Origin of the sequence: Pseudescherichia sp., from assembly GCF_032052675.1 — a bacterium.
Classification (GTDB): Bacteria; Pseudomonadota; Gammaproteobacteria; order Enterobacterales; family Enterobacteriaceae; genus Pseudescherichia.
On record NZ_DAMBWA010000003.1, the window covers coordinates 382,054 to 408,387 of the forward strand.

Annotated in this window: 25 protein-coding genes and 1 pseudogene; 18 read left to right on the plus strand and 8 right to left on the minus strand. The window is 58.5% G+C overall.

Annotated elements, in window-relative coordinates:
• Nucleotides 1-114: 114 nt before the first annotated feature.
• Nucleotides 115-675 carry an ADP compounds hydrolase NudE gene (nudE, locus tag RTX96_RS06565; RefSeq protein ID WP_103820318.1) on the plus strand — a complete coding sequence of 187 codons (561 nt, stop codon included), beginning with the start codon at nucleotides 115-117 and terminating at the stop codon, nucleotides 673-675.
• A 94-nt stretch (nucleotides 676-769) separates the two neighbouring features.
• Here the strand turns inward: nudE and mrcA are convergent, their stop codons facing one another.
• The gene (gene mrcA / locus RTX96_RS06570) at nucleotides 770-3,322 is read right to left on the minus strand and encodes a peptidoglycan glycosyltransferase/peptidoglycan DD-transpeptidase MrcA (protein WP_312670598.1); all 2,553 of its coding nucleotides are present in this window, start codon (nucleotides 3,320-3,322) and stop codon (nucleotides 770-772) included.
• Between the two features lie 120 nt (nucleotides 3,323-3,442).
• Between mrcA and RTX96_RS06575 the strand changes: the two genes are divergently transcribed.
• The 12 genes from RTX96_RS06575 (at nucleotide 3,443) to trpS (ending at nucleotide 13,498) form a co-directional block, all read left to right on the plus strand.
• Nucleotides 3,443-4,225 carry a pilus assembly protein PilM gene (locus RTX96_RS06575; RefSeq protein ID WP_103820316.1) on the plus strand — a complete coding sequence of 261 codons (783 nt, stop codon included), beginning with the start codon at nucleotides 3,443-3,445 and terminating at the stop codon, nucleotides 4,223-4,225.
• A complete protein-coding gene (locus RTX96_RS06580; RefSeq protein ID WP_103820315.1) occupies nucleotides 4,225-4,758 on the plus strand; it encodes a PilN domain-containing protein in 534 nt (177 codons plus the stop codon). The genes RTX96_RS06575 and RTX96_RS06580 overlap by 1 nt, the downstream gene beginning before the upstream one ends.
• Nucleotides 4,748-5,215 carry a hypothetical protein gene (locus RTX96_RS06585; protein WP_312670599.1) on the plus strand — a complete coding sequence of 156 codons (468 nt, stop codon included), beginning with the start codon at nucleotides 4,748-4,750 and terminating at the stop codon, nucleotides 5,213-5,215. Before RTX96_RS06580 ends, RTX96_RS06585 begins: the two co-directional genes overlap by 11 nt.
• On the plus strand, nucleotides 5,205-5,609 hold the full coding sequence (locus RTX96_RS06590; protein ID WP_312670600.1) for a HofP DNA utilization family protein: 405 nt from the start codon (nucleotides 5,205-5,207) through the stop codon (nucleotides 5,607-5,609). The genes RTX96_RS06585 and RTX96_RS06590 overlap by 11 nt, the downstream gene beginning before the upstream one ends.
• Nucleotides 5,521-6,762, plus strand: a complete 1,242-nt coding sequence (gene hofQ / locus RTX96_RS06595) for a DNA uptake porin HofQ (RefSeq protein ID WP_312670601.1) — start codon at nucleotides 5,521-5,523, stop codon at nucleotides 6,760-6,762. Before RTX96_RS06590 ends, hofQ begins: the two co-directional genes overlap by 89 nt.
• A gap of 306 nt (nucleotides 6,763-7,068) precedes the next feature.
• A complete protein-coding gene (gene aroK, locus RTX96_RS06600; protein WP_003861630.1) occupies nucleotides 7,069-7,590 on the plus strand; it encodes a shikimate kinase AroK in 522 nt (173 codons plus the stop codon).
• A 54-nt stretch (nucleotides 7,591-7,644) separates the two neighbouring features.
• Nucleotides 7,645-8,733: a 3-dehydroquinate synthase gene (aroB, locus tag RTX96_RS06605; protein ID WP_312268525.1), complete on the plus strand. Its 1,089-nt coding sequence runs from the start codon at nucleotides 7,645-7,647 to the stop codon at nucleotides 8,731-8,733.
• Nucleotides 8,734-8,824: 91 nt separating this feature from the next.
• Nucleotides 8,825-10,159 carry a cell division protein DamX gene (damX, locus tag RTX96_RS06610; RefSeq protein ID WP_312670602.1) on the plus strand — a complete coding sequence of 445 codons (1,335 nt, stop codon included), beginning with the start codon at nucleotides 8,825-8,827 and terminating at the stop codon, nucleotides 10,157-10,159.
• Between the two features lie 65 nt (nucleotides 10,160-10,224).
• The gene (gene dam, locus RTX96_RS06615; protein WP_103820309.1) at nucleotides 10,225-11,049 is read left to right on the plus strand and encodes an adenine-specific DNA-methyltransferase; all 825 of its coding nucleotides are present in this window, start codon (nucleotides 10,225-10,227) and stop codon (nucleotides 11,047-11,049) included.
• 17 nt (nucleotides 11,050-11,066) lie between these two features.
• Nucleotides 11,067-11,744, plus strand: coding sequence for a ribulose-phosphate 3-epimerase (rpe, locus tag RTX96_RS06620; protein ID WP_312268528.1), 678 nt, complete (start codon nucleotides 11,067-11,069; stop codon nucleotides 11,742-11,744).
• The gene (gene gph, locus RTX96_RS06625) at nucleotides 11,737-12,501 is read left to right on the plus strand and encodes a phosphoglycolate phosphatase (RefSeq protein WP_103820307.1); all 765 of its coding nucleotides are present in this window, start codon (nucleotides 11,737-11,739) and stop codon (nucleotides 12,499-12,501) included. Before rpe ends, gph begins: the two co-directional genes overlap by 8 nt.
• Nucleotides 12,494-13,498 carry a tryptophan--tRNA ligase gene (trpS, locus tag RTX96_RS06630; RefSeq protein WP_103820306.1) on the plus strand — a complete coding sequence of 335 codons (1,005 nt, stop codon included), beginning with the start codon at nucleotides 12,494-12,496 and terminating at the stop codon, nucleotides 13,496-13,498. Before gph ends, trpS begins: the two co-directional genes overlap by 8 nt.
• A 90-nt stretch (nucleotides 13,499-13,588) precedes the next feature.
• Here the strand turns inward: trpS and cysG are convergent, their stop codons facing one another.
• The 5 genes from cysG to tsgA form a co-directional block, all read right to left on the minus strand.
• Entirely contained in the window at nucleotides 13,589-14,962 is a 1,374-nt protein-coding gene (cysG, locus tag RTX96_RS06635; RefSeq protein WP_312670603.1) for a siroheme synthase CysG, read from the minus strand.
• A gap of 37 nt (nucleotides 14,963-14,999) precedes the next feature.
• Nucleotides 15,000-15,806 (minus strand): nitrite transporter NirC, encoded by an 807-nt coding sequence (gene nirC / locus RTX96_RS06640; protein ID WP_103820304.1) that lies wholly within the window; start codon nucleotides 15,804-15,806, stop codon nucleotides 15,000-15,002.
• A gap of 98 nt (nucleotides 15,807-15,904) precedes the next feature.
• Complete coding sequence (nirD, locus tag RTX96_RS06645; protein WP_103820303.1) at nucleotides 15,905-16,231, minus strand: nitrite reductase small subunit NirD; 327 nt, start codon at nucleotides 16,229-16,231, stop codon at nucleotides 15,905-15,907.
• Entirely contained in the window at nucleotides 16,228-18,771 is a 2,544-nt protein-coding gene (nirB, locus tag RTX96_RS06650; protein WP_312670604.1) for a nitrite reductase large subunit NirB, read from the minus strand. The genes nirD and nirB overlap by 4 nt, the downstream gene beginning before the upstream one ends.
• 284 nt (nucleotides 18,772-19,055) lie before the next feature.
• Nucleotides 19,056-20,240 (minus strand): MFS transporter TsgA, encoded by a 1,185-nt coding sequence (tsgA, locus tag RTX96_RS06655; RefSeq protein WP_312670605.1) that lies wholly within the window; start codon nucleotides 20,238-20,240, stop codon nucleotides 19,056-19,058.
• A gap of 280 nt (nucleotides 20,241-20,520) precedes the next feature.
• On the opposite strand from tsgA, the gene ppiA reads away from it, so the two are divergent.
• From ppiA to RTX96_RS06670, 3 genes are all read left to right on the plus strand, one after another.
• The gene (ppiA, locus tag RTX96_RS06660) at nucleotides 20,521-21,093 is read left to right on the plus strand and encodes a peptidylprolyl isomerase A (protein ID WP_103820300.1); all 573 of its coding nucleotides are present in this window, start codon (nucleotides 20,521-20,523) and stop codon (nucleotides 21,091-21,093) included.
• Between the two features lie 108 nt (nucleotides 21,094-21,201).
• Entirely contained in the window at nucleotides 21,202-21,372 is a 171-nt protein-coding gene (locus tag RTX96_RS06665) for a YhfG family protein (RefSeq protein ID WP_103820299.1), read from the plus strand.
• A complete protein-coding gene (locus RTX96_RS06670) occupies nucleotides 21,362-21,955 on the plus strand; it encodes a putative adenosine monophosphate-protein transferase Fic (RefSeq protein ID WP_312670606.1) in 594 nt (197 codons plus the stop codon). The genes RTX96_RS06665 and RTX96_RS06670 overlap by 11 nt, the downstream gene beginning before the upstream one ends.
• A gap of 52 nt (nucleotides 21,956-22,007) precedes the next feature.
• Here RTX96_RS06670 and RTX96_RS06675 read toward each other — a convergent pair.
• Nucleotides 22,008-22,249: pseudogene (locus RTX96_RS06675) on the minus strand (helix-turn-helix domain-containing protein).
• Between the two features lie 114 nt (nucleotides 22,250-22,363).
• Between RTX96_RS06675 and pabA the strand changes: the two are divergent.
• Complete coding sequence (gene pabA, locus RTX96_RS06680; RefSeq protein WP_312670607.1) at nucleotides 22,364-22,936, plus strand: aminodeoxychorismate synthase component 2; 573 nt, start codon at nucleotides 22,364-22,366, stop codon at nucleotides 22,934-22,936.
• Between the two features lie 79 nt (nucleotides 22,937-23,015).
• Complete coding sequence (locus RTX96_RS06685) at nucleotides 23,016-24,236, plus strand: aspartate aminotransferase family protein (RefSeq protein WP_312670608.1); 1,221 nt, start codon at nucleotides 23,016-23,018, stop codon at nucleotides 24,234-24,236.
• On the opposite strand, the gene RTX96_RS06690 is transcribed toward RTX96_RS06685, so the two are convergent.
• On the minus strand, nucleotides 24,233-26,314 hold the full coding sequence (locus RTX96_RS06690) for a YccS/YhfK family putative transporter (protein WP_312268548.1): 2,082 nt from the start codon (nucleotides 26,312-26,314) through the stop codon (nucleotides 24,233-24,235). The two genes, RTX96_RS06685 and RTX96_RS06690, sit on opposite strands and share 4 nt — an antisense overlap.
• Nucleotides 26,315-26,334 lie beyond the last annotated feature (20 nt).

The following is a 26,334-nucleotide window of genomic DNA, read 5'->3' on the forward strand; positions in this document are numbered from 1 at the left end:
GATTAATGCCTTACCTCTAAGTTGCATAAATGTAAATAAAAGGCAATTGCCGTTGCCGAAACCGTGCGGTTTGCCGCACAATGACAAAAGTTTTCACTCTAAAGACCCATCATAATGAGCAAATCATTGCAAAAACCCACCATTCTTAACGTAGAGACGGTGGCTAAATCTCGCCTGTTTAACGTCGAAAGCGTGGATCTGGAATTTAGCAACGGCGTTCGCCGCGTATATGAGCGTATGCGCCCTTCGACCCGCGAAGCCGTTATGATTGTCGCCATTGTCGATGAGCACGTGATGCTGATCCGCGAATATGCCGTCGGCATTGAATCCTATGAGCTGGGGTTCCCGAAAGGGCTCATAGACGCTGGCGAGAACGTCTATGAGGCGGCGAACCGTGAGCTAAAAGAGGAGATTGGCTTTGGTGCTAACCAGCTGACTTTCCTGAAGAAGCTCAGCATGGCGCCCTCCTACTTCTCCAGCAAGATGAATATCGTGGTCGCGGAAGATCTCTATCCGGAGTCGCTGGAGGGGGATGAGCCGGAGCCGCTGCCGCAGGTGCGCTGGCCGCTGGCGCATCTGATGGATCTGCTGGAGGACCCCGATTTTAACGAGGCCCGCAACGTGAGCGCGCTGTTTTTAGTACGTGAATGGCTGAAAGGGCAGGGACGACTATAAATTCAGTAACGCCCGGCGGCGCTAACGCTTGCCGGGCCTACCGCGACAAAATGTAGGCCGGGTCAGGCGAAGCCGCCACCCGGCATTTTACACGCTAGAAGAGCTCGTGCGTCTCGCCATTATCAATAAGCGTTGTTCCCACCTCATGCACCGCCTGCTGGGTTGGCTGCGTGCCTTCAATGAAATACTCCTGACGGCTGTTACCGCCGTTGGCCAGCTGCCCGGTGCTGCGATCGATATTCACCGTCACAATACCCGGCGGCGGCGTGAGCGGTGCCTCCGGTACGCCGTCCAGCACGCTCTTCATAAAGGCATCCCATGCCGGCTGGGCGCTCTTCGCACCCCCTTCATAGCCTGAGATCTGATCTTTAATCGCGCCGGAGGCAGTGGTGCGGCCAAGATCGCGGCGGTGATCGTCAAAGCCAATCCATACCGAAGTCACGACGCCAGGGCCATAGCCGGAGAACCAGGCATCTTTCGAGCTGTTGGTGGTGCCGGTTTTGCCGCCGATATCGTTACGCTTCAGATCGCGACCGGCACGCCAGCCGGTACCCTGCCAGCCCGGCTCGCCAAAGATATTGCTGTTCAGCGCGCTTTTAATCAGGAAGGAGAGCGGCGTGTTAATCACATGCGGCGCATACTGCGGCGCACCGGTCTGCGCCACCAGCGCCTGGTTGGCCTGTTCGAGCTGCGGCATGGGCACGGTAAGGTTCTGCTGCTCTTGCGACACGGCCACATCTTCCACGTTGCTGTTCTCCAGCACATTAGACTTCTGCGTCTCACCGTAGATCACCGGAATATCACACTCCGCGCAGGCTACTTTCGGCTGCGCTTCAAACAGCACCTTACCCTGGTCGTTTTCGATCTTGCTGATAAACCACGGGTCGATCAGGAAGCCACCGTTCGCCATTACCGAATAGCCGCGCGCGACCTGCAGCGGGGTGAAGGAGGCGGAGCCGAGCGCCAGCGATTCAGTGTGGACAATGTTCTGCGCCGGGAAGCCGAAGCGCTGCAGATACTCAGCGGCGTAGTCAACGCCCATCGCCCGCATGGCCCGCACCATGACCACGTTTTTCGACTGGCCTAACCCCTGGCGTAGACGGATAGGACCAGCATACTCCGGCGGCGAGTTTTTCGGTCGCCAGTCAGAGCCTGCGCCCGCATCCCAGCGTGAAATAGGCACGTCGTTAAGAATGCTCGCCAGCGTTAGCCCTTTGTCCATCGCCGCGGTATAGAGGAACGGTTTGATGTTCGAGCCGACCTGGCGCAGCGCCTGGGTGGCGCGGTTAAACTTGCTCTGGTTGAAATCGAAGCCGCCTACCAGCGCGATGATCGCCCCGTTCTGCGGATTGATGGAGACCAGGGCAGAGTTTACCTCGGGGACCTGCGCCAGCCACCAGGCGTCGTTCACCTGGCGGACCCAGATCTGCTGTCCAGCCTGCACCGCATCGGTCACTCTACGCGGCGTCGCACCCTGGGCAGTATCAGAGCGGAAAGGACGCGCCCAACGCACCCCGTCCATACGCAGCGACACCGAGGTGCCGTCGGCCAGCATTGCCGTCGCCTCCTGGGCATTGGCCTGCATAACCACGGCAGGCAGCAGCGGCCCGTAGGTCGGCAACGCTTTTAAAGAGTCGGTAATTTTTTTGCTATCCCAGGGGCTTTCGCCCAGCTTCCACAGCACGTTTGCCGGTCCGCGATAGCCGTGGCGCATATCGTAATCCATCACGTTGTCGCGCACCGCCTGCTGGGCCGCCTCCTGGGTCTTGCGTGTGATGGTGGTGTAGACCCGATAGCCATCTTCATAGGCCTTCTCACCGTAGCGCGACACCATATCCTGGCGCACCATTTCAGAGAGATAAGGGGAGGAGAAGGCGATCTTCGGCGCGTGGTAGTTGGCATCAATGGCTTCACTGCGGGCGCTGTCGTACTGCGACTGGCTGATATAGCCTTCGCTTAACATCCGCGCCAGCACCACGTTACGCCGCGAGGTGGCTCGGTCGAGGGAGTAGAGCGGGTTGAAGGTGGACGGCGCCTTTGGCAGCCCGGCGATCACCGCAATTTCGCTGAGGGTAAGCTGATCGACAGACTTGCCAAAATAGACCTGCGCCGCCGCGCCGACGCCATAGGCGCGATAGCCGAGGTAGATCTTGTTCAGATAGAGCTCAAGGATCTCATCCTTGGTCATCATCTGTTCGATACGGATGGCGAGGAAAACCTCTTTCAGCTTACGCATCAGGGTCTTTTCCGGGCTCAGGAAGAAGTTACGCGCCAGCTGCTGCGTAATGGTACTTGCCCCCTGGGAAGCGCGGCCGGAGAAGAGCGCGACGCTGGCGGCGCGGAAAATACCCACCGGATCGACGCCGTGATGCTCATAAAAACGGCTGTCTTCGGTGGCAATGAAGGCTTTGACCATAACAGGCGGGATCTGATCCAGGGTCAGCGGAATGCGGCGCTTTTCGCCGTACTGCGCAATTAACTCGCCGTCGGCGGTATAAACCTGCATCGGAATTTGCAGCCGCACATCTTTCAGCGTGGCGACGTCAGGCAGCTGTGGCTCAATAAATTTGTAGAGGCCATAAACCGAGCCTGCTCCCAGCAGAATGCAACAGACTGCAAGGATAAATAGATACTTTACGAACTTCACCGGAGATTTCCCATTTAGTTTTCTTTGGGCAGTTTATAAACAATCGCGCGGTAGTATAAAGGCAAGCCAGATGCATTGATATAGCCGTCACCCTGACGAACGATAAGGAGATCGCGATTTATGGCAATCAGTCGCTGGCAAATTGGCCTTCATATTCAGCAGGATGGCGTCTACGCCATCGCGCTAACGCAGGAAAAATCACACTCAGCGCTGCGCCGTTGGTGGCTGCTGCCGCTGGAGGCGGGGACGATTATTGATGGGCAGATTAGGCAACCTGAACACCTCCGCACGGCGCTGCAGGCGTGGAGTAAAACGCTGCCGCGCAGGCACCAGATTAGCCTCGCCTTTCCCGCCGGGCGTACGCTGCAAAAGAGGTTGGCTCGTCCCGCCGTAAGGCTAGGCGAAAGTGCCCAGCTGCAGTGGGTAGCAAATAGCCTTGCCCGCGAGCTAGGGATGCCCGCGGATGACCTGCGCTTCGATTATACCGACGACAGCGTACAGCGCGCTTACAGCGTGACGGCGGCACAGAGCAGTGACGTTGCCGAGCTGTTGACGCTGGCGGATAACCTTAGCCTCCACCTCTCGGCCATTACCCCTGACGCCTGTGCGCTACAGCGCTTTATCCCGCTGCTCACCCCACCACAGCGCTGGCTGGCCTGGCGCGATGCGGCCCAGTGGCTCTGGGCAACGCGCAACGGCTGGGGACGGCGCGCGCGTGAAGATGCTAAGACCCTGGATGAACTGGCCCAGGTGCTGGGTCTGCCGCAGGAGGAAGCCGCGCTGTGTGATGCTGGGCCTGCTGGTTTCGATCCCTGGAGCGCCATTGCACGGCTTTCTGCGCCGCTGCCGAAAAACGGCGCGGCCTGGGCGGTGGCCATTGGCCTGGCGCTGGGAGATGCGTAGTGGCGCAGGCGGTTAATTTTCTCCCCTGGCGCGCCCAGCGGCATCGGCGCACTCTGCGCGTCTGGCTGACGATCTTCTCTGCCACCCTGCTGCTGATTGTGCTGCTGACGGTGATGCTGCGCATGCGCGTCCTTCAGGAGAACCAGCGGCTAAGCGTGGTGCAGCAGGCGGGCGTCACGTTGCACGCAGGGCTGGCGGAGCGCCAGGCGCGTCTGCTTGCTCAGCAGGTGATGCAGCAGGCACAGCAGCAGCGTCACCTGCGATTACAGGCCACGCGAGAGTGGCAGCGGATATTAACTCGCCTTGCTGAAACGCTGCCGGAGCAGGCGTGGCTGAGCGAGCTGCGCTATCAGCAGGGCATGCTGTCGTTGGCAGGCTATGCGGTAAGCTTTGCAGCCCTGGGCCAGCTTGAAACAGCGCTCAATGCGCTTCCTGGCCTGCGTATGGGTAAACCCGGCGCCACCTCGCGGGATGCGCAGGGGCGCTGGCAATTTCATTACGCTCTGCGTCCGGACGTGTCCCATGCCCTTTAACCCTGAGCGCTGGATTTCGTTCTCGGCCCGTAGCCGGGGCATCATCTGGCTGATTATCACCCTGGGCTGCGCCGCGCTGGCCTGGCTGCTGGTGGTGCGGCCAGGCGTGCGCGAACAGGCGCAGCGGTTAGTCGAGCTGCACGCTCAGCAGCAGAGCCGCAGCCAGCTATGGGCAAGCGCCATGCCGCTGCGCCAGGCAGGGGAGCAGACGATAACGGCGCGCCAGCCCGAGCACGCCTTCTCCGCACTGGCTTTTCAGACCGGCAGCGCCCGGCTGCTGAGCTGGCATCCAGACGAGCGTGGCGGTGAGCTGGTGCTGCAAACCGGGTGGCAGGATGTACCCCAGACCTTTGTCCGCCTCGCCGAACAGCGTATGCAGGCCACCGCCTTTTCATTGACGTTAAAAGAGGGCGTACTGCATCTGTGCCTTGAGCTGGAGAGTGCTGATGATCCCTGACACGCGCCGGGTACTACTGCTGACGCTGCCGCTGCTGCTGGGCATGCGCGATCCTTTTCAGCCACCGCCGGACCGCTGTCAGACAGCAGCGCTGGCCCAGTGGCGCTACCAGGGTTTTATTAACGTTAACGGCCATCGCCGGGGCGTGCTGCGTAATCCAGAGGGGAGATGGTACAGAGCGTCGGCGGGGGAGAGTATGGCGACCGGCTGGCGCGTCGTCTCGGTCACAGAGCAGAGGTTGCAGATTGCCACCGCCGCGGGCTGCGAACCGGCGCAGTGGCAGTGGCAGCGACAAGGAGTTGAGGATGAAAAAATGGATAACGGCAGCAGGGCTGATCCTCGGCGCGTTGCCGACGTGGGCAAAAAGCCCCGTACCGGTGACGCTGGTCGTTGATGATGTTCCCGTGGGGCAAGTATTGCAGACCCTGGCTGAGCTGGGCCGGTACAACCTTATCGTTGCGCCAGAGGTCAGCGGCACGCTCTCCCTGCATCTGGTGGACGTTCCGTGGAAGCAGGCTCTGCAAACGGTGATCGCCAGCGCTGGGCTGATCCTGCAGAAAGAGGGCAGCATTCTTCAGGTGCATACCCAGGCGTGGGGGCAACAGCAGCAGGAGAGGCGTGAGGCTGATAAAACCCAGCGGCAGAGCACGCTACCGCTGGTAGGGAAGAGCGTTACGCTACGCTATGCCGAAGCGGAAGAGCTGGCCAAGGCGGGAGGGAAGCTGCTGAGCCCGCAGGGTACAATAATGGTTGATAAACGGTTGAACCGCCTGCTGCTGCGCGACAACGCAGCGGCGCTACAGGCTATGGAGCACTGGATCGCACAGATGGATCTGCCCGTCGCCCAGGTCGAGCTGGCGGCCCATATTGTAACTATTAATGAAAAGAGCCTGCGCGAACTGGGAATTAAATGGACGCTGGCCGAAGCGCAGGCGGCAGGGAAGATCGGCGATATCACCACCCTGAGCAGCGATCTTTCGGTGAGCGAGGCCACAACGCGCGTGGGATTCAATATTGGACGCATCGATGGCCGCCTGCTGGACGTCGAGCTGTCGGCCCTTGAGCAGGCGCAGCAGCTGGAGATTATCGCCAGCCCGCGCCTGCTGGCCTCGCATCAGCAGCCTGCCAGTATTAAGCAGGGCAGTGAAATTCCCTATCAGGTCTCCAGCGGCGAAAGCGGCGCGACCTCGGTGGAGTTCAAGGAGGCGGTACTGGGGATGGAGGTGACGCCAACGGTGCTGCAGGGCGGCAGGGTGCGCCTGAAGCTGCATATCAGCCAGAATATGCCCGGCCAGGTGCTCCAGCAGGCGGACGGTGAGGTACTGGCTATCGATAAGCAGGAGATCGAAACCCAGGTGGAAGTAGGCAGCGGTGATACGCTGGCGCTGGGCGGCATCTTTCAACAACAGAATAAATCCGGCAGCGAGAGCGTGCCCGGGCTTGGCAGCCTGCCCTGGTTTGGTCGCCTTTTTCGCCACGATGGTAACGATAACGAGCGCCGCGAGCTGGTGGTTTTCATCACACCACGTCTCATGCCGCTGCATTAACGCGCTAATGGTGCCGTTCAAATATGATGATTTTTGCCATGAACTGAACTCAGGTGTTTGACGTGAGGGATGAATTAGCTTACAAGGAGTACCGATTTTGAGCGTCAGCTACTCCCGTCTTACCTCAATTGGCCTCTTCGCAAGGTTGGTGATTTATTCAGTTGCCAAAACAGCGCGAGTATTGAGATAATTTTCAGTCTGATTCTCGAACTTACGCATATGAGGTTTCAGTTCATGTCCTGCTCCGCCAGGTGTCTGCGAAGTGGGTTTACCATTAACGAATAGTCTTATAGTAGTACCGAAAAAATGGCAGAGAAACGCAATATCTTTCTGGTTGGGCCTATGGGTGCCGGCAAAAGCACTATTGGGCGTCAGTTAGCTCAACAACTCAATATGGAATTTTACGATTCTGATCAAGAGATTGAGAAACGAACCGGAGCTGATGTGGGCTGGGTCTTCGATGTAGAAGGTGAAGAAGGTTTCCGCGATCGCGAAGAAAAGGTCATTAACGAACTGACCGAGAAGCAGGGCATTGTGCTGGCGACAGGCGGCGGCTCTGTGAAATCCCGCGAAACCCGTAATCGTCTCTCCGCCCGTGGCGTAGTGGTGTATCTGGAAACCACTATTGAAAAGCAGCTGGCTCGTACTCAACGTGATAAAAAACGCCCACTGTTACAGGTGGAGACGCCGCCGCGGGAAGTTCTCGAAGCGCTGGCTGACGAACGGAACCCTCTCTACGAAGAGATTGCCGACGTCACCATCCGCACCGACGATCAGAGCGCAAAAGTGGTCGCAAACCAGATTATTCATATGCTGGAAAGCAACTGATTCTGGCTTACTATAACGCCTGCAGGTTTACGCAATTAAGGTGGATGTCGCGTCATGGAGAGGATTACCGTCACTCTTGGGGAACGTAGTTACCCAATCACCATCGCGGCTGGTTTGTTTAACGATCCAGCTTCCTTCTTGCCGTTGAAGTCAGGCGACCAGGTGATGCTGGTCACTAACGAAACGCTGGCTCCGCTCTATCTTGAAAAAATCCGCCATGTTCTTGAACTGGCGGGCGTGCGGGTAGACAGCGTTGTGCTGCCGGACGGCGAGCAGTACAAAAGCCTGGCGGTTCTGGATACGGTCTTCACCGCGCTGTTGCAGAAACCTCACGGGCGCGACACGACGCTGATCGCCCTTGGCGGCGGCGTGGTCGGCGATCTTACCGGCTTCGCGGCAGCGAGCTATCAACGTGGCGTACGCTTTATTCAGGTGCCCACCACGCTCCTTTCTCAGGTCGATTCTTCCGTTGGCGGCAAGACGGCGGTGAATCACCCTCTCGGCAAAAATATGATCGGCGCGTTCTACCAGCCCGCCTCGGTAGTCGTCGATCTCGACTGCCTGGCGACGCTTCCGGCGCGCGAACTCTCCTCTGGTCTGGCTGAAGTCATCAAGTACGGCATCATTCTTGACGCCGCGTTCTTTAGCTGGCTCGAAGAGAATCTTGATGCGCTTCTGCGTCTCGACGGCCCGGCCCTGGCCTACTGCATTCGCCGCTGTTGTGAACTGAAAGCTGAAGTTGTCGCCGCGGACGAGCGTGAGACAGGCTTACGTGCTTTACTCAACTTAGGCCACACGTTTGGTCACGCTATCGAAGCCGAAATGGGCTACGGTAACTGGCTGCACGGTGAAGCGGTGGCGGCGGGAATGGTTATGGCAGCACGCGCAGCCGAACGCCTCGGCCAGTTTAGCCGGGACGATACGCAGCGAATTATTACCTTACTCACGCGCGCTGGCCTACCGGTCAACGGTCCGCAGGAGATGTCCGCAGAGGCCTACATTCCTCACATGCTGCGTGACAAAAAGGTGCTGGCGGGCGAGATGCGTTTAGTCCTGCCGCTGGCGATAGGGAAGAGTGAAGTACGTGGCGGAGTGCCACACGATGTTGTTCTTGGCGCTATTGCTGATTGCCAGCAGGCGTGAAAACTAGAAAGGTCTGGCCACGCCAGTCGTGGTGTTTAACTTCGGGCAATGCGCACTAGTGGTTGGCATTAGCCTTTGAGTGGGGTGTTAAATGGATGAATTCAAACCAGAAGACGAGCTGAAAACCGATCCCAGCGATCGTCGCCCTGGTCGCACGCGCCAGTCTTCTGAACGCGACAGCGATCCGCAGATCAACTTCGATGATGTCGATCTGGACGCTGACGATCGTCGCCCTTCACGGACGCGCAAAGCACGTGAAGAGGTAGACGAAAGCTATGAGGAAGAGGAGGAGCTGGAAGAGAGCGCCGTGGATGAGGAGCGCGTAGAGCGTCGTCCCCGCAAGCGTAAAAAAGCCCCTGCCGCCAAACCCGCCTCCCGCCAGTACCTGATGATGGGGCTGGGGATCCTGGTTCTGCTGCTGCTGATCGTTGGCATTGGCTCCGCATTGAAATCGCCTGCCGATAATTCCGGCAGCGAACAGGCATCGGCTGAGAAGAGCGTCAACCTGTCAGATAACGCCGCCGATCAGGCCAATGGCACGCAGCCTGCGCCAGGCGCTACCTCGGCTGAGCAGACGGCGGGTAATCCGCAGGATGTCTCCCTGCCGCCAATCGCTTCCACCCCAACCGAGGGGCAGACAGCTGCCGCGCCGGAAGGGCAGCAGCGCGTAGAAGTGCAGGGCGATCTAAACAACGCGCTGGCGCAGCCGCAGAATCAAAACCAGATAAACAGCGTGGCGGTGAACTCCACTCTGCCAACCGAGCCTGCTACCGTCGCGCCGGTGCATAACGCTAAAGCAGCGGAATCGCGCCAGGCTGCCGCGTCTGAGCGTCAGGCATCCGCAACCGAGCATCGTGCTGCGCCGCGCACCGAGCGCCAGCAGACCACCATTGAGCCGAAGCCAGCTCAGAGTGCGCCGAAAGCGGCTACCCAGCCGAAGCGTACCGAGACGGCGGCCACGACCGCGCCGGCGGCCAGCGCTACCCAGCCAAAAGCAACGGCCAGCGCAGCGCCTGCGGCAAAACCGTCTGCAGCGGTCACGGCAACGGCACCGACCCAGTCGGCTAAGCCTGCTACGACGACCCCTGCGCCAGCCGCCGCCGCAGCAGCAGCGCCTGCGGCCACGGCCAACGCCTCTACCGGCAACGTGGGTTCTCTGAAGTCAGCGCCGGGCAGCCACTACACGCTGCAGCTGAGCAGCTCGTCGAACTACAACAACCTGAACGCGTGGGCGAAGAAAGAGAATCTGAAAAACTTCGTGGTTTATCAGACTTCGCGTAACGGTCAGCCGTGGTATGTGCTGGTGAGCGGCGTCTATGCTTCGAAAGATGAAGCGAAACGCGCCGTCTCTACGCTGCCAGCCGACGTGCAGGCGAAAAACCCGTGGGCGAAGCCGCTGCATCAGGTGCAGGCCGATCTCAAGTAATGAGTAAAGCGCAAATGCTGTCGGGCTTCCGCCCCAGCTGCAAAGGGTGTCATTAGTTAGTCAGCATGAAAAAAAATCGCGCTTTTCTGAAATGGGCAGGGGGGAAGTACCCCCTGCTCGACGACATTAAAAAACATTTACCGCCGGGTGAGTGTCTCATTGAACCCTTCGTCGGGGCCGGGTCGGTATTTCTGAATACCGACTTTTCGCGCTATATCCTTGCGGATATCAACAGCGATCTGATCGGTCTCTACAATATCGTTAAAACCCGCACCGATGAGTACGTTCTCAGCGCCCGCGAGCTGTTTACGCCGCAGCATAACCAGGCTGAGATCTACTACCAACTGCGTAGCGAGTTCAACCAGTGCCAGGATCCCTTGCGGCGTGCGGTGCTGTTTTTATATCTTAACCGCCACGGCTATAACGGCCTGTGCCGCTATAACCTGCGCGGCGAGTTTAACGTGCCCTTTGGCCGATATAAAAAGCCCTACTTCCCGGAAGCCGAGCTGTACCATTTTGCTGAAAAGGCGCAGAGCGCAGAGTTTCGTTGCCTCTCGTATGAGGAGTGCATGGAACTCGCCGACGTTAACTCCGTGGTCTATTGCGATCCGCCCTATGCGCCTCTCTCCGCAACGGCGAACTTTACCGCCTACCATACCAACAGCTTTAGCCCGCTAGAGCAGGCGCGTCTGGCAGAGATGGCGGAAATGCTGGTCAGCAAGCAAATCCCGGTGTTAATTTCGAATCACGATACGCCGGACACCCGTGAGTGGTACAAAGCGGCGACGCATTTTCAGGTTAAAGTGCGCCGCAGCATTAGCAGCAACGGTGGCACACGCAAAAAGGTGGACGAACTGCTGGCGCTCTATCGCCCGGCAGACAAAAAATAGTTCTCAAGGAGATGCGGATGAAACAGTATTTGATTGCCCCTTCAATTCTGTCGGCTGACTTTGCCCGCCTGGGTGAGGACACCGCGAACGCGCTGGCGGCCGGTGGTGACGTGGTGCATTTTGACGTCATGGATAACCACTACGTCCCCAACCTGACGATGGGGCCGATGGTATTGAAAGCCCTGCGCGACTATGGCATCACCGCCCCGATTGACGTCCACCTGATGGTGAAACCGGTTGATCGTCTGATCCCGGATTTCGCTGCCGCAGGCGCGAGCATTATTACTTTCCATCCGGAAGCTACCGAGCACGTCGACCGCTCGCTGCAGCTGATTAAAGAGCATGGCTGCAAAGCGGGGCTGGTATTCAACCCGGCGACCTCCCTGAGCTGGCTTGACTACGTTATGGACAAGCTGGACGTCATCCTGCTGATGTCGGTCAACCCTGGCTTCGGTGGCCAATCTTTTATTCCTCATACGCTCGATAAGCTGCGCGAAGTGCGCCGTCGTATTGATGCCTCTGGCTACGATATTCGCCTTGAAGTTGATGGCGGCGTGAAGGCGGATAACATCGGTGAGATTGCCGCTGCTGGTGCAGATATGTTTGTCGCGGGCTCGGCTATTTTTAACCAGCCGGATTATCGCAAGGTGATCGATAACATGCGCAGCGAGCTGGCAAAGGTTCATCATGGTTAAAAAAATCGATGGGATCCGTGCGGTTGCCTTCGATCTCGACGGCACGCTGGTGGATAGCGCCCCAGGCCTGACCCAGGCGGTAGACCAGGCGCTTTATGCCCTGGAGCTGCCTGCCGCCGGTGAGGCGCGAGTAGTCACGTGGATCGGCAACGGTGCAGATGTACTGATGCAGCGGGCGCTGGCCTGGTCTCGTCAGGAGCACGCCAGCCAGCGTGCGATGGCGGGCAAACCGGCTATCGATCATGCTGCCATTCCCGAAGAGGAGCAGGCCCGCATCCTGCGCAAGCTGTTTGACCGCTACTATGCCGAGGCCGTCGAAGAGGGCAGCTTCCTCTTCCCGGACGTGGCTGGCACCCTGGCCGCGCTGCATGAAGAGGGCTATCCGCTGGCGCTGGTAACCAACAAGCCGACGCCGTTTGTTGCGCCGCTGCTGGAGGCGCTGGATATCGCCCGCTATTTCACGCTGGTGATCGGCGGTGACGACGTCAAAAACAAAAAGCCGCACCCGGAGCCGCTGCTGCTGGTAGCCGAGAAGCTAGGGGTGGCGCCGCAGGCGTTGCTGTTTGTTGGCGATTCGCGGAATGATATTCAGGCGGCGAAGGCGGCTGGCTGCGCCGCCGTGGGCCTCACCTACGGCTACAACTACGGCGAAGCCATCGCGCTGAGCGAACCGGATCATATCTTCGACCATTTCAAAGAGTTACTGCCCGCGCTTGGGCTTCCATATAGTGAACATCAGGAACAGAAAAATGACTAAGCCCATCGTCTTTAGTGGCGCACAGCCCTCAGGTGAACTGACCATCGGCAACTATATGGGTGCGCTGCGCCAGTGGGTAACCATGCAGGATGACTACGACTGCATCTACTGCATCGTCGATCTCCACGCCATTACCGCCCGTCAGGATCCAGAGAAGCTGCGCAAGGCCACCCTGGATACGCTGGCGCTCTACCTGGCCTGCGGGATCGATCCCGAGAAGAGCACCATTTTCGTTCAGTCCCACGTGACGGAGCACGCGCAGCTGGGCTGGGCGCTGAACTGCTACACCTATTTCGGCGAGCTGAGCCGCATGACCCAGTTTAAAGACAAGTCAGCGCGCTACTCCGAGAACATCAACGCCGGCCTGTTTGACTACCCGGTGCTGATGGCGGCAGACATTCTGCTCTATCAGACCAACCAGGTCCCGGTTGGTGAGGATCAGAAGCAGCATCTGGAGCTGAGCCGCGATATCGCCCAGCGCTTTAACGCTATCTACGGCGACGTGTTCAAAGTACCGGAGCCGTTCATTCCGAAATCCGGTGCCCGCGTGATGTCGCTGCTGGAGCCGACCAAGAAGATGTCCAAGTCTGACGATAACCGCAACAACGTTATCGGCCTGCTGGAAGATCCGAAGTCGGTGGTGAAGAAGATCAAGCGTGCGGTAACCGACTCCGAAGAGCCGCCGGTCGTGCGCTACGACGTGAAGGAGAAGGCGGGCGTCTCTAACCTGCTGGATATCCTCTCTGGCGTGACCGGGCAGAGCATTGCCGAGCTGGAGCAGCACTTCGAAGGCAAAATGTATGGCCACCTGAAGGGTGAAGTCGCGGAAGCGGTTTCCGGCATGCTGACCGAGCTTCAGGAGCGCTACCACCGCTATCGTAACGATGAAGCCTTCCTGCAGCGCATTATGAAAGAGGGTGCCGAGAAAGCCAGCGCTCGCGCCGCAGAGACGCTGAAAGCGGTATACCAAGCCATTGGCTTTGTCGCCAAGCCGTAAAGACGAGTGTAGGCCCGGTAAGCGCAGCGCCACCGGGCGTTGCTCGTTGTGCCGGGCGGCGGCGTTGCCTTGCCCGGCCTACGATGATAATTAGTGGTTCGAGAACCAGTTCAGCTTGTCGCGCAGGGCCACGACGCGGCCCACGATAATCAGCGCCGGGCTCTCAACCTGCTGCGCCAGCGTACCCAGCTCGCTTAATACACCGCTCACGACCCGCTGCTGTACCGCCGTACCGTTCTCCACCAGCGCAACCGGCATATCTGCCTGCATCCCGTGCTCGATCAGCTTCTGCTGGATCGTTACGGCCTGGTTTAGCCCCATATAGAACACCAGAGTCTGCTTCTCTGCGGCCAGGTTCTCCCAGTCCAGCTCGCCGCCGGTCTTCAGGTGGCCGGTGATCAGCCGCACGCTCTGGGCGTAGTCGCGGTGGGTCAGCGGAATACCGGAGTAGGCGGAGCAGCCCGAGGCGGCGGTAATCCCCGGCACCACGGAGAAAGGAATACCCGCATGGCACAGTGTCTCCAGCTCTTCGCCGCCGCGGCCAAAGATAAAGGGATCGCCCCCTTTCAGGCGCACCACGCGCTTGCCGGACTGCGCCTGACGCAGCAGGATCTGGTTGATCTCCTCCTGCGGCACGCAGTGGTAGCCCGCGCGTTTACCGACAAAAATACGGTCGGCGTCGCGGCGCACCAGGTTCATAATGTCGTCCGAGACCAGACGGTCATAGACCACCACGTCTGCCTGCTGGATCTGCTGGAGGCCCTTGAGCGTCAGCAGCCCGGCATCGCCTGGCCCCGCACCAACCAGCACCACTTCTCCCCGGTTATCAAGCGGCGTGTTAAACAGCGACTCCGTCTCGTTGTCGATAGCAAGGCTATCGCTGTTGGCCAGATACTGAGCAAGACGGTCGTTGGTGAAAAACTTCTCCCAGAAGCGACGGCGCTCGGCCATAGTGGCAAAGGTGGCTTTGACTCGCCCGCGCAGGGTGCCGGCGTAGCCAGCAATTTTTCCCAGGTGCAGCGGCAGCAGCGACTCCAGCTTTTCCCGCAGCAGGCGCGCCAGCACAGGCGAGGTGCCGCCGGAGGAGATCGCCACCATCAGCGGCGAGCGGTCGATAATCGATGGCATGATAAAGCTCGCCTCTTTCGGCGCATCAACCACGTTGCAGAAGATGCGGCGCGCTTCCGCCGCATCGCTGACCTGCTGATTCACCGCATCGTCGTCGGTAGCGGCAATCACCAGCCAGCAGGGATCGAGCAGCGCCTCATCAAAGTGGCCCTCCACCAGGGTGACCATGCCTTCGTCCGCCCACACGGTAAACTGCGGATCGAAGTGCAGCGCATTGACGGTAAGCCGCGCACCGGCTTCCAGAAGCAAGCGGGCTTTACGCTCTGCGACATCGCCACCGCCGACGAGCAGGCAGTCGCGATCGCGTAACTGGCAAAAAATAGGAAGATGGTGCACGACATAACCTCGTTGTAGTTTTAAGCGCTAACTCGCTTTAAGGGCTAACGGTTTCCTGCGCGGCGTTTTTAGCAGGAGTGGGACGCTCTGCGCGAGGGGTAGCATACCAATATCCCAGCCCCATAAATATGGCTCCGGATAAAGTATTCCCCAGGGTTACCCACAAAAGGTTATGCCCGATACCTGCAAGCGTATACGCATCGCTGTGGTGGCCGAACCACGATAGAGCGAACAGGGTCATGTTGGCAACCGAGTGCTCGTAGCCGGAGGCGATAAACGCCAGCAGGCACCACCAGATAGCAAGAAACTTCGCCGCGCCCTCGGTGCGGATCGCCATCCAGATTGCCAGGCAAACCAGCCAGTTGCAGAGCACGCCCTTGAAAAACAGCACGCTGGCAGGGGCGCTGGTTTTCGCCAGCGCGACGGTGTGTACCAGGCTGGTATCTACCGACAGCAGGCTGCCGCCACCCCAGAAGTAGAGCAGGGCTACAAGCACCGAACCCACCAGGTTGCCCAGCCAGGTCTGCGGCAGAATTGCCCACATTTGGCCGTGGCTGATGGTGCCCGCTTTCACGCCCAGGGTCAGGAACATGGTGTGGCCGGTAAACAGCTCGGAGCCAGCAATGATCACCAGCGTCAGCGCGATGCCGAAGGTCGCGCCCATCACCAGCGGACGTACCGCCGGGTCGAGCAGGTTGCCAAGGGTAAAAATCAGGATAATCGCCAGGCCCACGTAGGCCCCGGCCATCGCGGAGCTGATCCAGAAGCCCAGTGGATTATGTGTAGAGAGGCGTGCAATGCGCGCAGCGTTAGCCGCACACTTGTTGATGGTGTCGGTAAACATGGTATTGATCATCCAAAGTTAAAAAAGAAAAAAGTTAAAAAGAAAAAGTTTAAAAAGAGAAAGTTAACGGGCGGGAGCATTGCACCCCCGCCGGGGTATTACGCTTTGATCTGTACTTCGCCGTCTTTGACCCGCGCATCGAAGCGCGCCACGGAGTGGTCGGCATCCTCCATGCACAGGCCGTCGCGCAGGCGGAAGCGCTGTTTCTTCAGCGGGCTGGCGACCCACAGTTCGCCGTCGTGCTCGGCGATGATGCCGCGCGACAGTACGCTGGCCTCAAAGAAGGGATCGATGTTGCTGATGGCATAGATCTGCTCATCGGCCCGCGGGCGGAAAATCGCGATCTGCTGGTTATTCAGCAGGGCGCAGACGCCGGTTGCCGGCACGATGTCAGCGAGTTGACAGACGGTGTTCCACTGGCTCATACGGTTTCCTCCACCAGAGTGACCGGGATACGCTCATACGGCGTGGCCGGACGATGCTGCTGACGTTCCGGTACAATCTGTACCGCCGGATCGCGGCGATCGCTGTTGATAAAGTGTTTGAAGCGCACCTGCGCCTGCGGATCGTTGACGGTGGCGGTCCACTCGCAGATAACGGCGTCGCGAAGGCGGGCCATCTCCGCTTCCAGCTGGCTGTTCAGGCCAAGCTTGTCGTCAATAATCACGCTCTTCAGGTAGTCAATGCCGCCTTCAAGGTTATCCAGCCAGGAGGCGGTACGGGTCAGCTTGTCGGCGGTGCGGATGTAGAACATCATAAAGCGGTCGAGGTAGCGTACCAGGGTGTCGCGGTCGAGATCCGCCGCCAGCAGGTCCGCATGGCGTGGTTTCATCCCGCCGTTACCGCAGACATAGAGGTTCCAGCCTTTTTCAGTGGCGATGATGCCCACGTCTTTACCCTGCGCTTCCGCACATTCGCGGGTGCAGCCAGAGACGCCAAACTTCATTTTGTGCGGGGTACGAATGCCTTTGTAGCGGTTCTCCAGCTCAACGCCGAAGCCCACGCTGTCGCCCACGCCGTAGCGGCACCAGGTCGAGCCGACGCAGGTTTTCGCCATGCGTAGCGCTTTGGCATAGGCATGGCCGGTTTCGAATCCGGCTTCAATCAGCTGACGCCAGATCTCCGGCAGGTCATCTTTCTGTGCGCCGAAGAGGCCGATACGCTGGGAGCCGGTGATTTTGGTGTAGAGGTTAAATTCGCGGGCGATACGACCCACCTCCATCAGCCCCTCTGGGGTGATTTCACCGCCGGCAGAGCGCGGGATCACCGAGTAGGTACCATCTTTCTGAATGTTGGCGAGGAAGTTATCGTTGGTATCCTGCAGCGGCGTGTGCTGTGGCTTCAGAATGTATTCGTTCCAGCAGGAGGCCAGCAGGGAGCCAACGGTAGGTTTACATACTTCACAGCCGTAGCCTTTACCATGTTTCGCCAGCAGCTCGTCAAAGGTTTTAATCCCTTCCACGCGGATCAGGTGATACAGCTCCTGACGGGAGTAGGCAAAGTGTTCACACAGGCTGTGGTTCACTTCGATACCCTGTTTCGCCAGCTCGGCGTTCAGCACCTGAGTCACCAGCGGGATACAGCCGCCGCAGCCGGTACCGGCTTTGGTTTCCGCCTTCAGCGCTGCCACCGTATGGCAGCCCTTGTTGATGGCGGAGATCAGCATGCCTTTGGTCACGTCGAAGCAGGAGCAGATCTGCGCGCTGTCCGGCAGCTTATCGACGCCGATAGAGGGTTTGCCGCTGCCCGCGTGGGCAGGCAGGATCAGCGCGTCCGGATTCTCCGGCAGCTCGATGGCGTTCAGCACCAGCTGCTGCAGGTTGCCGAAATCGCTGGTGTCGCCCACCAGCACCGCACCGAGTAGGGTTTTGTTATCCGGACTGACGATCAGACGTTTGTAGACCTCTTTGCTCTCGTCCAGGTAGACATAGCTGCGAGAGTTTGGCGTGCGGCCATGCGCATCGCCAATGCCGCCGACGTCCACGCCCAGCAGCTTCAGCTTGGCGCTAAGGTCCGCGCCTTCAAAGGCGTTCGGGGTACCGAGAATATGGTCCACGGCCACCTGTGCCATTTTGTAGCCGGGGGCGACCAGGCCATAGACGCGGTTGTTCCAGCTGGCGCATTCGCCGATGGCGTAGATATCCGGGTCGGAGGTCTGGCAGGTGTCATTCACCATGATCCCACCGCGCTGGGCCGTTGCCAGCCCGCACTGGGTCGCCAGCTTGTCGCGCGGGCGAATACCGGTGGAGAAGACGATGAAGTCGATCTCCAGGCTGCTGCCATCGGCAAAGCGCATGGTCTTACGACCCTCAACGCCCTCCTGGACAATCTCCTGGGTATTTTTGCTGGTGTGCACGCGCACGCCCATGCTCTCAATTTTGCGTTTCAGCTGCTCGCCGCCCATCTGGTCAAGCTGCTCGGCCATCAGCATCGGCGCGAACTCAATGACGTGGGTCTCTACGCCGAGGTTTTTCAGTGCCCCGGCGGCTTCCAGCCCGAGCAGGCCGCCGCCCACCACCGCGCCCCGGCGGCTACGGCGCGCGCAGGCTTCGATGGCGTTTAAATCTTCAATGGTGCGGTAAACAAAGCAATCCTGAGTTTCGGAGCCTTTAATCGGTGGGATCCACGGATAGGAGCCGGTGGCCATAATCAGCTTATCGTAATAGACCGTGCGGCCCGCGCTGGAGTGGATCACCTTCTCCTGACGGTTGATGGTGATAGCCCGCTCACCTACCAGCACCTTGACGCCGTGCTTCTCATAGAAGCCTTCCCGCACCAGAGAGAGCTCTTCGGCGGTGTGGTGAGAGAAGTAAGAAGAGAGATGTACGCGATCGTAGGCTTTCCGCGGCTCTTCACAAAACACGGTAATGTCGAAACGGGCAGCGTCAGCTTTATCGAGGAGATCCTCGATAAAACGGTGGCCGACCATGCCGTTACCGATAATAGCGATTTTGACTTTGCTCATTTTTGCCTCGATTTCTTTTCTATTACTGCCTACCTTAACGATTCAGCCGGGGCATTTATTGATGCAAATCAAGTTCACCTTTACCTACTCCCTAAGGAGTATATTACTGATTTAGCAGCATTTTTCTAAGTCACGGAATTAACTGGCTTTTCGGGATAGCACAAATAACATACAAAAAAGAGGGTTTTTACTGGCGTCGGTTTACTACTAAAGATTAACGGGGCTAAACCATTGGGAGGGGAGAGCGCTAGCCCCTTTTCAGGACGAAAAGGGGCTGGAATAGCTTAGTGGGCAGAAGCCGTATTGTTGTGTTGACGATGGCGAGTAACGAAGCCAAGCGCAAAGCACATCACAAATACCACGGCATAGAGGCCGTTAGCCGTCATCAGCGCCGCCTGGGGGCCGCTGTTGGCAACGATAGGACCGGTGACCACAAAGGTCAGCATAGTGCCAATGGTGCCGCAGGTAAGAACAAAGTTAACCAGCTTCGGCGAAGCCACTTTGGTCTGCTGGGAGCCAAGGGTAATGATGGTGGTGTAGATGGCGCTGGAGAAGAAGCCCAGGGCCAGAATAAACCACGCCATATGCTCCGGGCTGCTGGTGATGAAGAGATACATCAGCACGGTCGCCATTCCCGCCAGCACGGTCAGAATACGCTGCAGGTCGAAGAAGCGCAGGATAAAGCTAAACGCCCACATGCCGATCATGTAGGACATCCAGAAGTCGCTAACCAGTTTGCCCTGACCGCTGACGTCCATGCCCAGACCTTTGGCATACTCCGGCACCCAGGAGATAAAGCCCAGCTGGCCGAGGATATAGCAGAGCGCAGCGATGGAGAGGAACAGGACGCCAACGCCCCACTTCTCTTTTACCACTGGCTTATCGCTTGGAGCAGCATGTTTGCCCAGCGCCGGGAACTCACAGCCGATGGTCAGCACGAAGATGGCGACATAGACCAGGCCGATGCAGGCGTAGACCCAGTACCACTCAATGCTGCGCGCCAGCAGGAAAGCGGCCACCATCGGGAAGATCATCCCGGCCATGCTGAAGAAGGAGTCGGTGAACAGCAGGCGAGAGCCACGCTGACGGCCTTCATACATCTGGGTCACCAGGAAGGTGCCGATGGACATAGTAATACCGCTCACCAGACCCAGTACAAACATGGCGGCGGAGAAGAGCGCCAGGCTGTGGCTCAGCATCAGCGCCGCCACGGCCAGCACCATCAGCACAAAGCCAAAACGCAGCTGGGTTTTTAACGGCACGATCTCCATCAGCCAGGCATTCAGGAAGATAGAGATCAGGATCCCGGCGTTCAGGAAGGTGAAGGTGTTGCTCATGCTGGAAACCGGAAGATTAAAGTACTTCGCGATATCGCCCATCACCATTCCGGTGACGATCACCAACGCACCGGTAAGGGCGTAGGAGAAGAAGCTGATCCATGTGAGCTTAATTCTGTTGCTGTTAGTCATGACTGGCCTGTGAATAGAAGTGTAAAGCGCGTTGACGGCGCCGTGAACGGGCAGATTTTATGCGTTCAGGTGACACATTTAAATCTTTAAAAGTGAAAATTGGTCACGTTGCACATTTTATTTTGAAATGTGTCACACATTTTCATTCTATTACCGCGTCGTGAGGTGCTGACACATCTGTTTCAAATTCGTAAAATTGAGTAAAGCGCTGGCCTGGGGACAGCATGCTCTTTAGAATCAAGCGACTCGCTCTCTTCTCTGTTCACTGTTAGGAATTCACATGGTTAAAACGACTCTGGCGGCTGTGGCGGCTATCTTTGCTCTCTCTGCAATTTCACCCGCAGCCCTCGCGGCAAAAGGCGATCCTCACGTTCTGTTAACCACGTCTGCCGGAAACATTGAGCTGGAGCTGAACAGCCAGAAAGCCCCGGTCTCGGTAAAAAACTTTGTCGACTATGTGAACAGCGGCTTCTACAACAACACCACCTTCCACCGGGTGATCCCGGGCTTTATGGTGCAGGGTGGTGGCTTTAACGAGCAGATGCAGCAGAAACAGCCGAACCCGCCGATTAAGAACGAAGCGGACAACGGCCTGCGCAACACGCGTGGCACCATCTCTATGGCCCGTACCGCGGATAAAGACAGCGCCACCAGCCAGTTTTTCATCAACGTGGCGGATAACGCTTTCCTCGATCATGGCCAGCGTGACTTCGGCTATGCCGTCTTTGGTAAAGTTGTGAAAGGTATGGATATCGCGGATAAGATCTCTCAGGTACAGACCCACGACGTCGGCCCGTATCAGAATGTGCCGTCAAAACCGGTGGTTATTCTCTCCGCAAAAGTTCTGCCCTGACCCTTTTCTGCACGGGCATCTCCTGCCCGTGCACCGCCTGCTTCCCTGCGTAACGTGAAAATGCCGCTTATACTTGTGGCAAATGACGCACATCATCAGGGAGACACAATGGCGAAAAAACTCACCGAACGGCAAAAATCCCGTCTCTGGGAGCAGCAGCGTAACGTCAATTTCCAGGCCAGCAGGCTGCTGGAAGGGGTGGAGTGCGCCCTGGTAACGCTTAATGCAGAAGAAGCAGAGGCGCGCCTTGAGGCGCTGCGGAGGCAGCATGAGCGATAAGTTTGGCGACGGGCGCGACCCGTACTTCTACGCCGGCCGCAACGTGATGAGCAACCGGCTGGGCATCCATCAGGCGAAACAGCTGGAGCAGGCGGCATATGAGTTTACCGCGCTGCGTGCCGCAACCCTTGAGCTGGGTCCCGTTGCCCGAGGCCTACCGCATCTCTGCGCCATCCATCGCCATCTCTATCAGGATATCTTCGAGTGGGCCGGTGAGATCCGTGAGGTCAATATCTACCAGGGCGATACGCGCTTCTGTAATTTTGACTATATCGAGAACGAGGGCAACGCCCTGATGCAGTCGCTGGAAGAGGAGGAGTGGTTGCAGGGGCTGGAGAAGAACGCGTTTGTCGAGCGACTTGCGCACTACTACTGCGAAATTAACGTCCTGCACCCGTTCCGCATCGGCAACGGTATCGCCGAGCGGATCTTCTTTGAACAGCTGGCGATCCACGCAGGCTACCTGTTGGACTGGCGCGGCATTGCGCCAGAGGCCTGGAGTGCAGCCAACCAGAGCGGCGCAATGGGCGACCTCTCGGCACTTATCGCTATCTTTACCCACGTGGTGAGCGAAGCGGAGTAGAACGCTGCCGGATGGCGCTGCGCTTATCCGGCCTACGCAGGGGTGGACATATCTATATCAATATGTCCAGCCCATGCTTTTGTATAACACTTAACAGCTTTAGCGATAATCCATTCGGCCTTTTAGCCCCGCTTTCCCATTTTTGTACGGTTGAGAGTTTTCTACCGGCTGAATACTAGTTTTATCAAAGCCACGCATTGTTTCCTGAGAAATAGCTTCCACGCTATGTAAACCCGCAGCAGCACTATGAATGGCTTCAAAAGCAGCGCTTTTAAAGCTTTTTTTTACGGTCACGGTAAGTATCCTTATAAAGCGTAGTGCGATAGTGAACCCATTGTATTGCGGGTGGTAGTCAGAATTTCTCAGGCTGCGTACAATGTCGCAAAGATAGTTATCAAGTGACTTACCATGATCCTGCTTATCGACAACTACGACTCCTTCACCTGGAACCTCTATCAGTACTTCTGCGAGCTTGGGGCAGAGGTCGTGGTGAAGCGCAACGACGAGATAACCCTCGCCGATATCGCGGCGCTGGCACCCGAGAAGATCGTTATCTCGCCCGGCCCCTGCACGCCGGATGAGTCAGGCATATCACTGGAGGTCATCCGTCACTACGCCGGTAAGCTGCCGATCCTCGGCGTCTGCCTGGGTCACCAGGCGATTGCTCAGGTTTTTGGCGCGACCATCGTCCGGGCGCAGAAGGTGATGCACGGCAAAACCTCCGCCATTACTCACAGCGGCCGGGGCGTGTTTCATGAGCTGAACAATCCGCTCACCGTCACCCGCTACCACTCACTGCTCATCGATCCCGCTACGCTGCCCGACTGCTTCGAGGTAACCGCATGGAGCGACACCCAGGAGATTATGGCTATTCGCCATCGGGAGTGGGATCTGCAGGGAGTACAGTTCCACCCGGAGAGCATCCTGAGCGAGCAGGGACACGCGCTGCTGGCAAACTTTCTTAATCAGGCCGATTTTTAGTTGCCACGCACTGATTTTTTATGCATATTTTGTGATTATATTTTCATAATTATTGCTGCATATAACGGATGGGCATGACATGGCAACTGAACAGAACGCAGTTACGCGCGCAACCTTTGACGAAGTAATTCTGCCCGTTTATGCACCGGCAGAGTTTATCCCGGTGAAGGGCAAGGGGAGTCGAGTGTGGGATCAGCAGGGCAAGGAGTATGTTGATTTCGCGGGCGGGATTGCCGTTACGGCGCTGGGCCACTGCCATCCTGCGCTGGTGGAAGCGCTGAAAAGCCAGGGCGAAACGCTGTGGCATACCAGCAACGTCTTTACCAACGAACCGGCGCTGCGCCTGGCGCGCAAGATTATTGCTACCACCTTTGCCGAGCGCGTGCTGTTCATGAACTCCGGCACCGAGGCTAACGAAACCGCCTTTAAGCTGGCGCGCTACTACGCCTCTACGCGCCACAGCCCCTATAAAACCAAAATCATCGCCTTCCACAACGCTTTTCACGGACGCTCGCTGTTTACCGTCTCGGTCGGCGGCCAGCCGAAGTACTCCGACGGCTTTGGGCCGAAACCCGCCGATATTATTCACGTGCCGTTTAACGATCTTCATGCGGTCAAAGCGGTAATGGACGATCACACCTGTGCAGTGGTCGTTGAGCCGGTGCAGGGGGAAGGGGGCGTGACTGCTGCAACGCCAGCGTTCTTACAGGGCCTGCGCGAGCTGTGCGACCAGCACCAGGCGCTGCTGGTATTTGATGAAGTGCAGTGCGGAATGGGACGCAGCGGCGATCTCTTTGCCTACATGCACTACGGCGTGACGCCGGATATCCTCACCAGCGCCAAGGCGCTGGGCGGCGGCTTCCCCATCAGTGCGGTGCTGACCACCGAGGCAATCGCCAGCGCCTTCCACGTGGGCTCCCACGGCTCGACCTACGGCGGCAACCCGCTGGCCTGCGCGGTGGCGGGGGCGGCCTTTGACATCATCAGCTCGCCTGAGGTGCTGCAGGGCATCAGCGAGAAGCGTCAACGCTTCGTGAAGCATTTGCAGCAGATCGATGAACAGTTCAACGTATTCAGCGATATTCGCGGCATGGGGCTGCTGATTGGTGCAGAGTTAAAACCGCAGTACAAGGGGCGCGCCCGCGATCTGCTTTACGCGGCCGCCGATGAGGGGGTGATGGTGCTGAATGCCGGGCCGGACGTGATGCGCTTTGCGCCGTCGCTGGTGGTCAGCGAGCAGGATATTGACGAAGGCATGCAGCGTTTTGCCGCTGCGGTAGCCAACATCGTCCGGGCTTAATCTTTACTCCACCTGCGGTTAAGCCAGATGCCATGATGCGGGCGCTGACGCCATGCCACCGATGAGATAGTGTGCATGCTGTTCAGGTGCCCGATAATGCGCTGGAGATGCATCTCCATCGGGCTCATCGGGCCGTGGGTGAGCGTCTCCGGCGCTTCAAGAATATTCGCGTCTCCGGATGCCCCGGCCCCGTCATAGTCCAGCCGCTGCTGGCAGCGCTGAAGCGCAATCTCACAGGACTCCAGATAGCGCTGGGCCAGATCCGGCGTTAGCATCGCGTGTTCCCGAGCCAGGGTTGTCAGGGCGTTAATGTGTTCGACGATAAACTGGCTGTGGGTCACCCAGAGCTTCATATCTTCCAGATAATGGGTATTGAACCCCGGCTCCTGCATCGCCTGGTTGAGGGAGTTAAAGAGCGCGTTGTGCGCCTGATTGACCCGTATCCGCTGGTAAGCCAGCGGCGTGGGCTGCGGATCGTCACTGAGGATCAGGCGAATCGCATCCTGATCCTTCTCAATCGCATCATGGGCATTTTTCCGCAGCAGCCCGCTCTGCCACTGCGGCCAGAGCCAGACCATCCCGCCGAAGGCGATCAGGCAGCCAATCAGGGTATCGATCAGGCGGGCGACGATAAAGTTCTCGCCGCTCAGGGTCAGAATTTGAATCGAATAAACCGCCGTAATGGTGAAACCCACCGTCGCCCAGCCGTAGCTCTTACGAATTATCAGGTAGCTTACCAGCGTAATAAACAGCATGCCCAGCAGCGTGTACCCCTCCGGGACATGAAAGTGCAGGGCGAACCCGGCGATGGTCAACCCCGCTAACGTCCCTGCCGCCCGGTGTAAAATACGCACCCGCGTGGCACCGTAACCGTTCTGCGTGACCAGCAGCACCGTCATCAGGATCCAGTAGGGCTTCGGCAGGTGCAGCGCGCTGCCCATCAGGCTGGCGACGCTCAGCATGACGCTGATGCGGGCGGCGTTGCGCAGCGCCGGAGATTTCAGCGACAGGTAGCTCTTGAGCGCCTCCCATAGCGGCTGGCGGCGCTGCTGGTCGGCCATCAGATCGCGCGTATAGAGCGGACGCTGGGTGCGCAGCACGCGGGCAATACGGCTAAAGTGCCAGGCGCAGAACTGCCCGACCGGGTTTTGCGGATGCTGGCGGGCGATCTTCTCCAGCGCGCCAATCTGCTTCTCCATAGTGAAGCGGGTCGGGTAGCGATGGTAGAGAATGTCGTCCGCCAGCACCCGGAGCCGGGCGGCGACCACCTGCGCATTCCAGCGGATCACCGCTTCGGCGTGGCTGCGCTCCACCAGCTTCTGCACCTCTTCCGGCTGGTGCAGGCTAACCGAGATGTGCTCCTGCAGATCCAGCGCCACCTGAAACGCCCGCAGCAGACGCTTGTAGTCGTTATGCTGGTTGGCGGCGAGCATATGCAGCTGCTGATAGCACTGGCTGATGAGATCCACCGCCTTTTGCTGGCGCGTCAGCAGCGGTGGCAAGGCCTTCTCCGGGTCGGCGTGCTGCGTTAGCAGGCTGTACTTCGCCTCGCAGTAGTCGGCAAGCTGGCGATAGAGCAGGCTTAACGACTCACGCAGCGGCTGCTCGCGCCACAGCCAGAACCAGAACCAGTTAAATGCGCCATACCAGAGCGTGCCCAGGGCGTAGATGAGCAGCGGCTCCCAGACCGGCATATTGCCCGCCAGGCTCAGGGTAAAGATAGCGGCGATGAGCGAGGCAGGCAGCAGGCGAGCGTGTAGAGGACTGATTTCCGCCGTGACGCCCAGCAGCATTGCCAGTCCGGCAAGGATCAGCGGGAGCGCAACGTTGGCCCCCAGCAGCAGCTGCACCGCCAGGCTACAGCCGGCAAACAGCGAACCGCCGATAATCAGGCGCTTAAAGAAGCGTTTGTGTGGGGTATCAAGACCGGCAATGTTACAGCAGGCGGGCACCAGCGAGAACAGTAGCCCCTGCTGCAGGTGGCCTAACGCCAGGCCGATGGCCACGGGAAGGCACAGCACCAGCGTTTGCCGCAGTGCGTAGTTAACTTCAGGGTGGTAGATTAACCGGCGCCACATGGGGGAGAGCAAAAACGGCG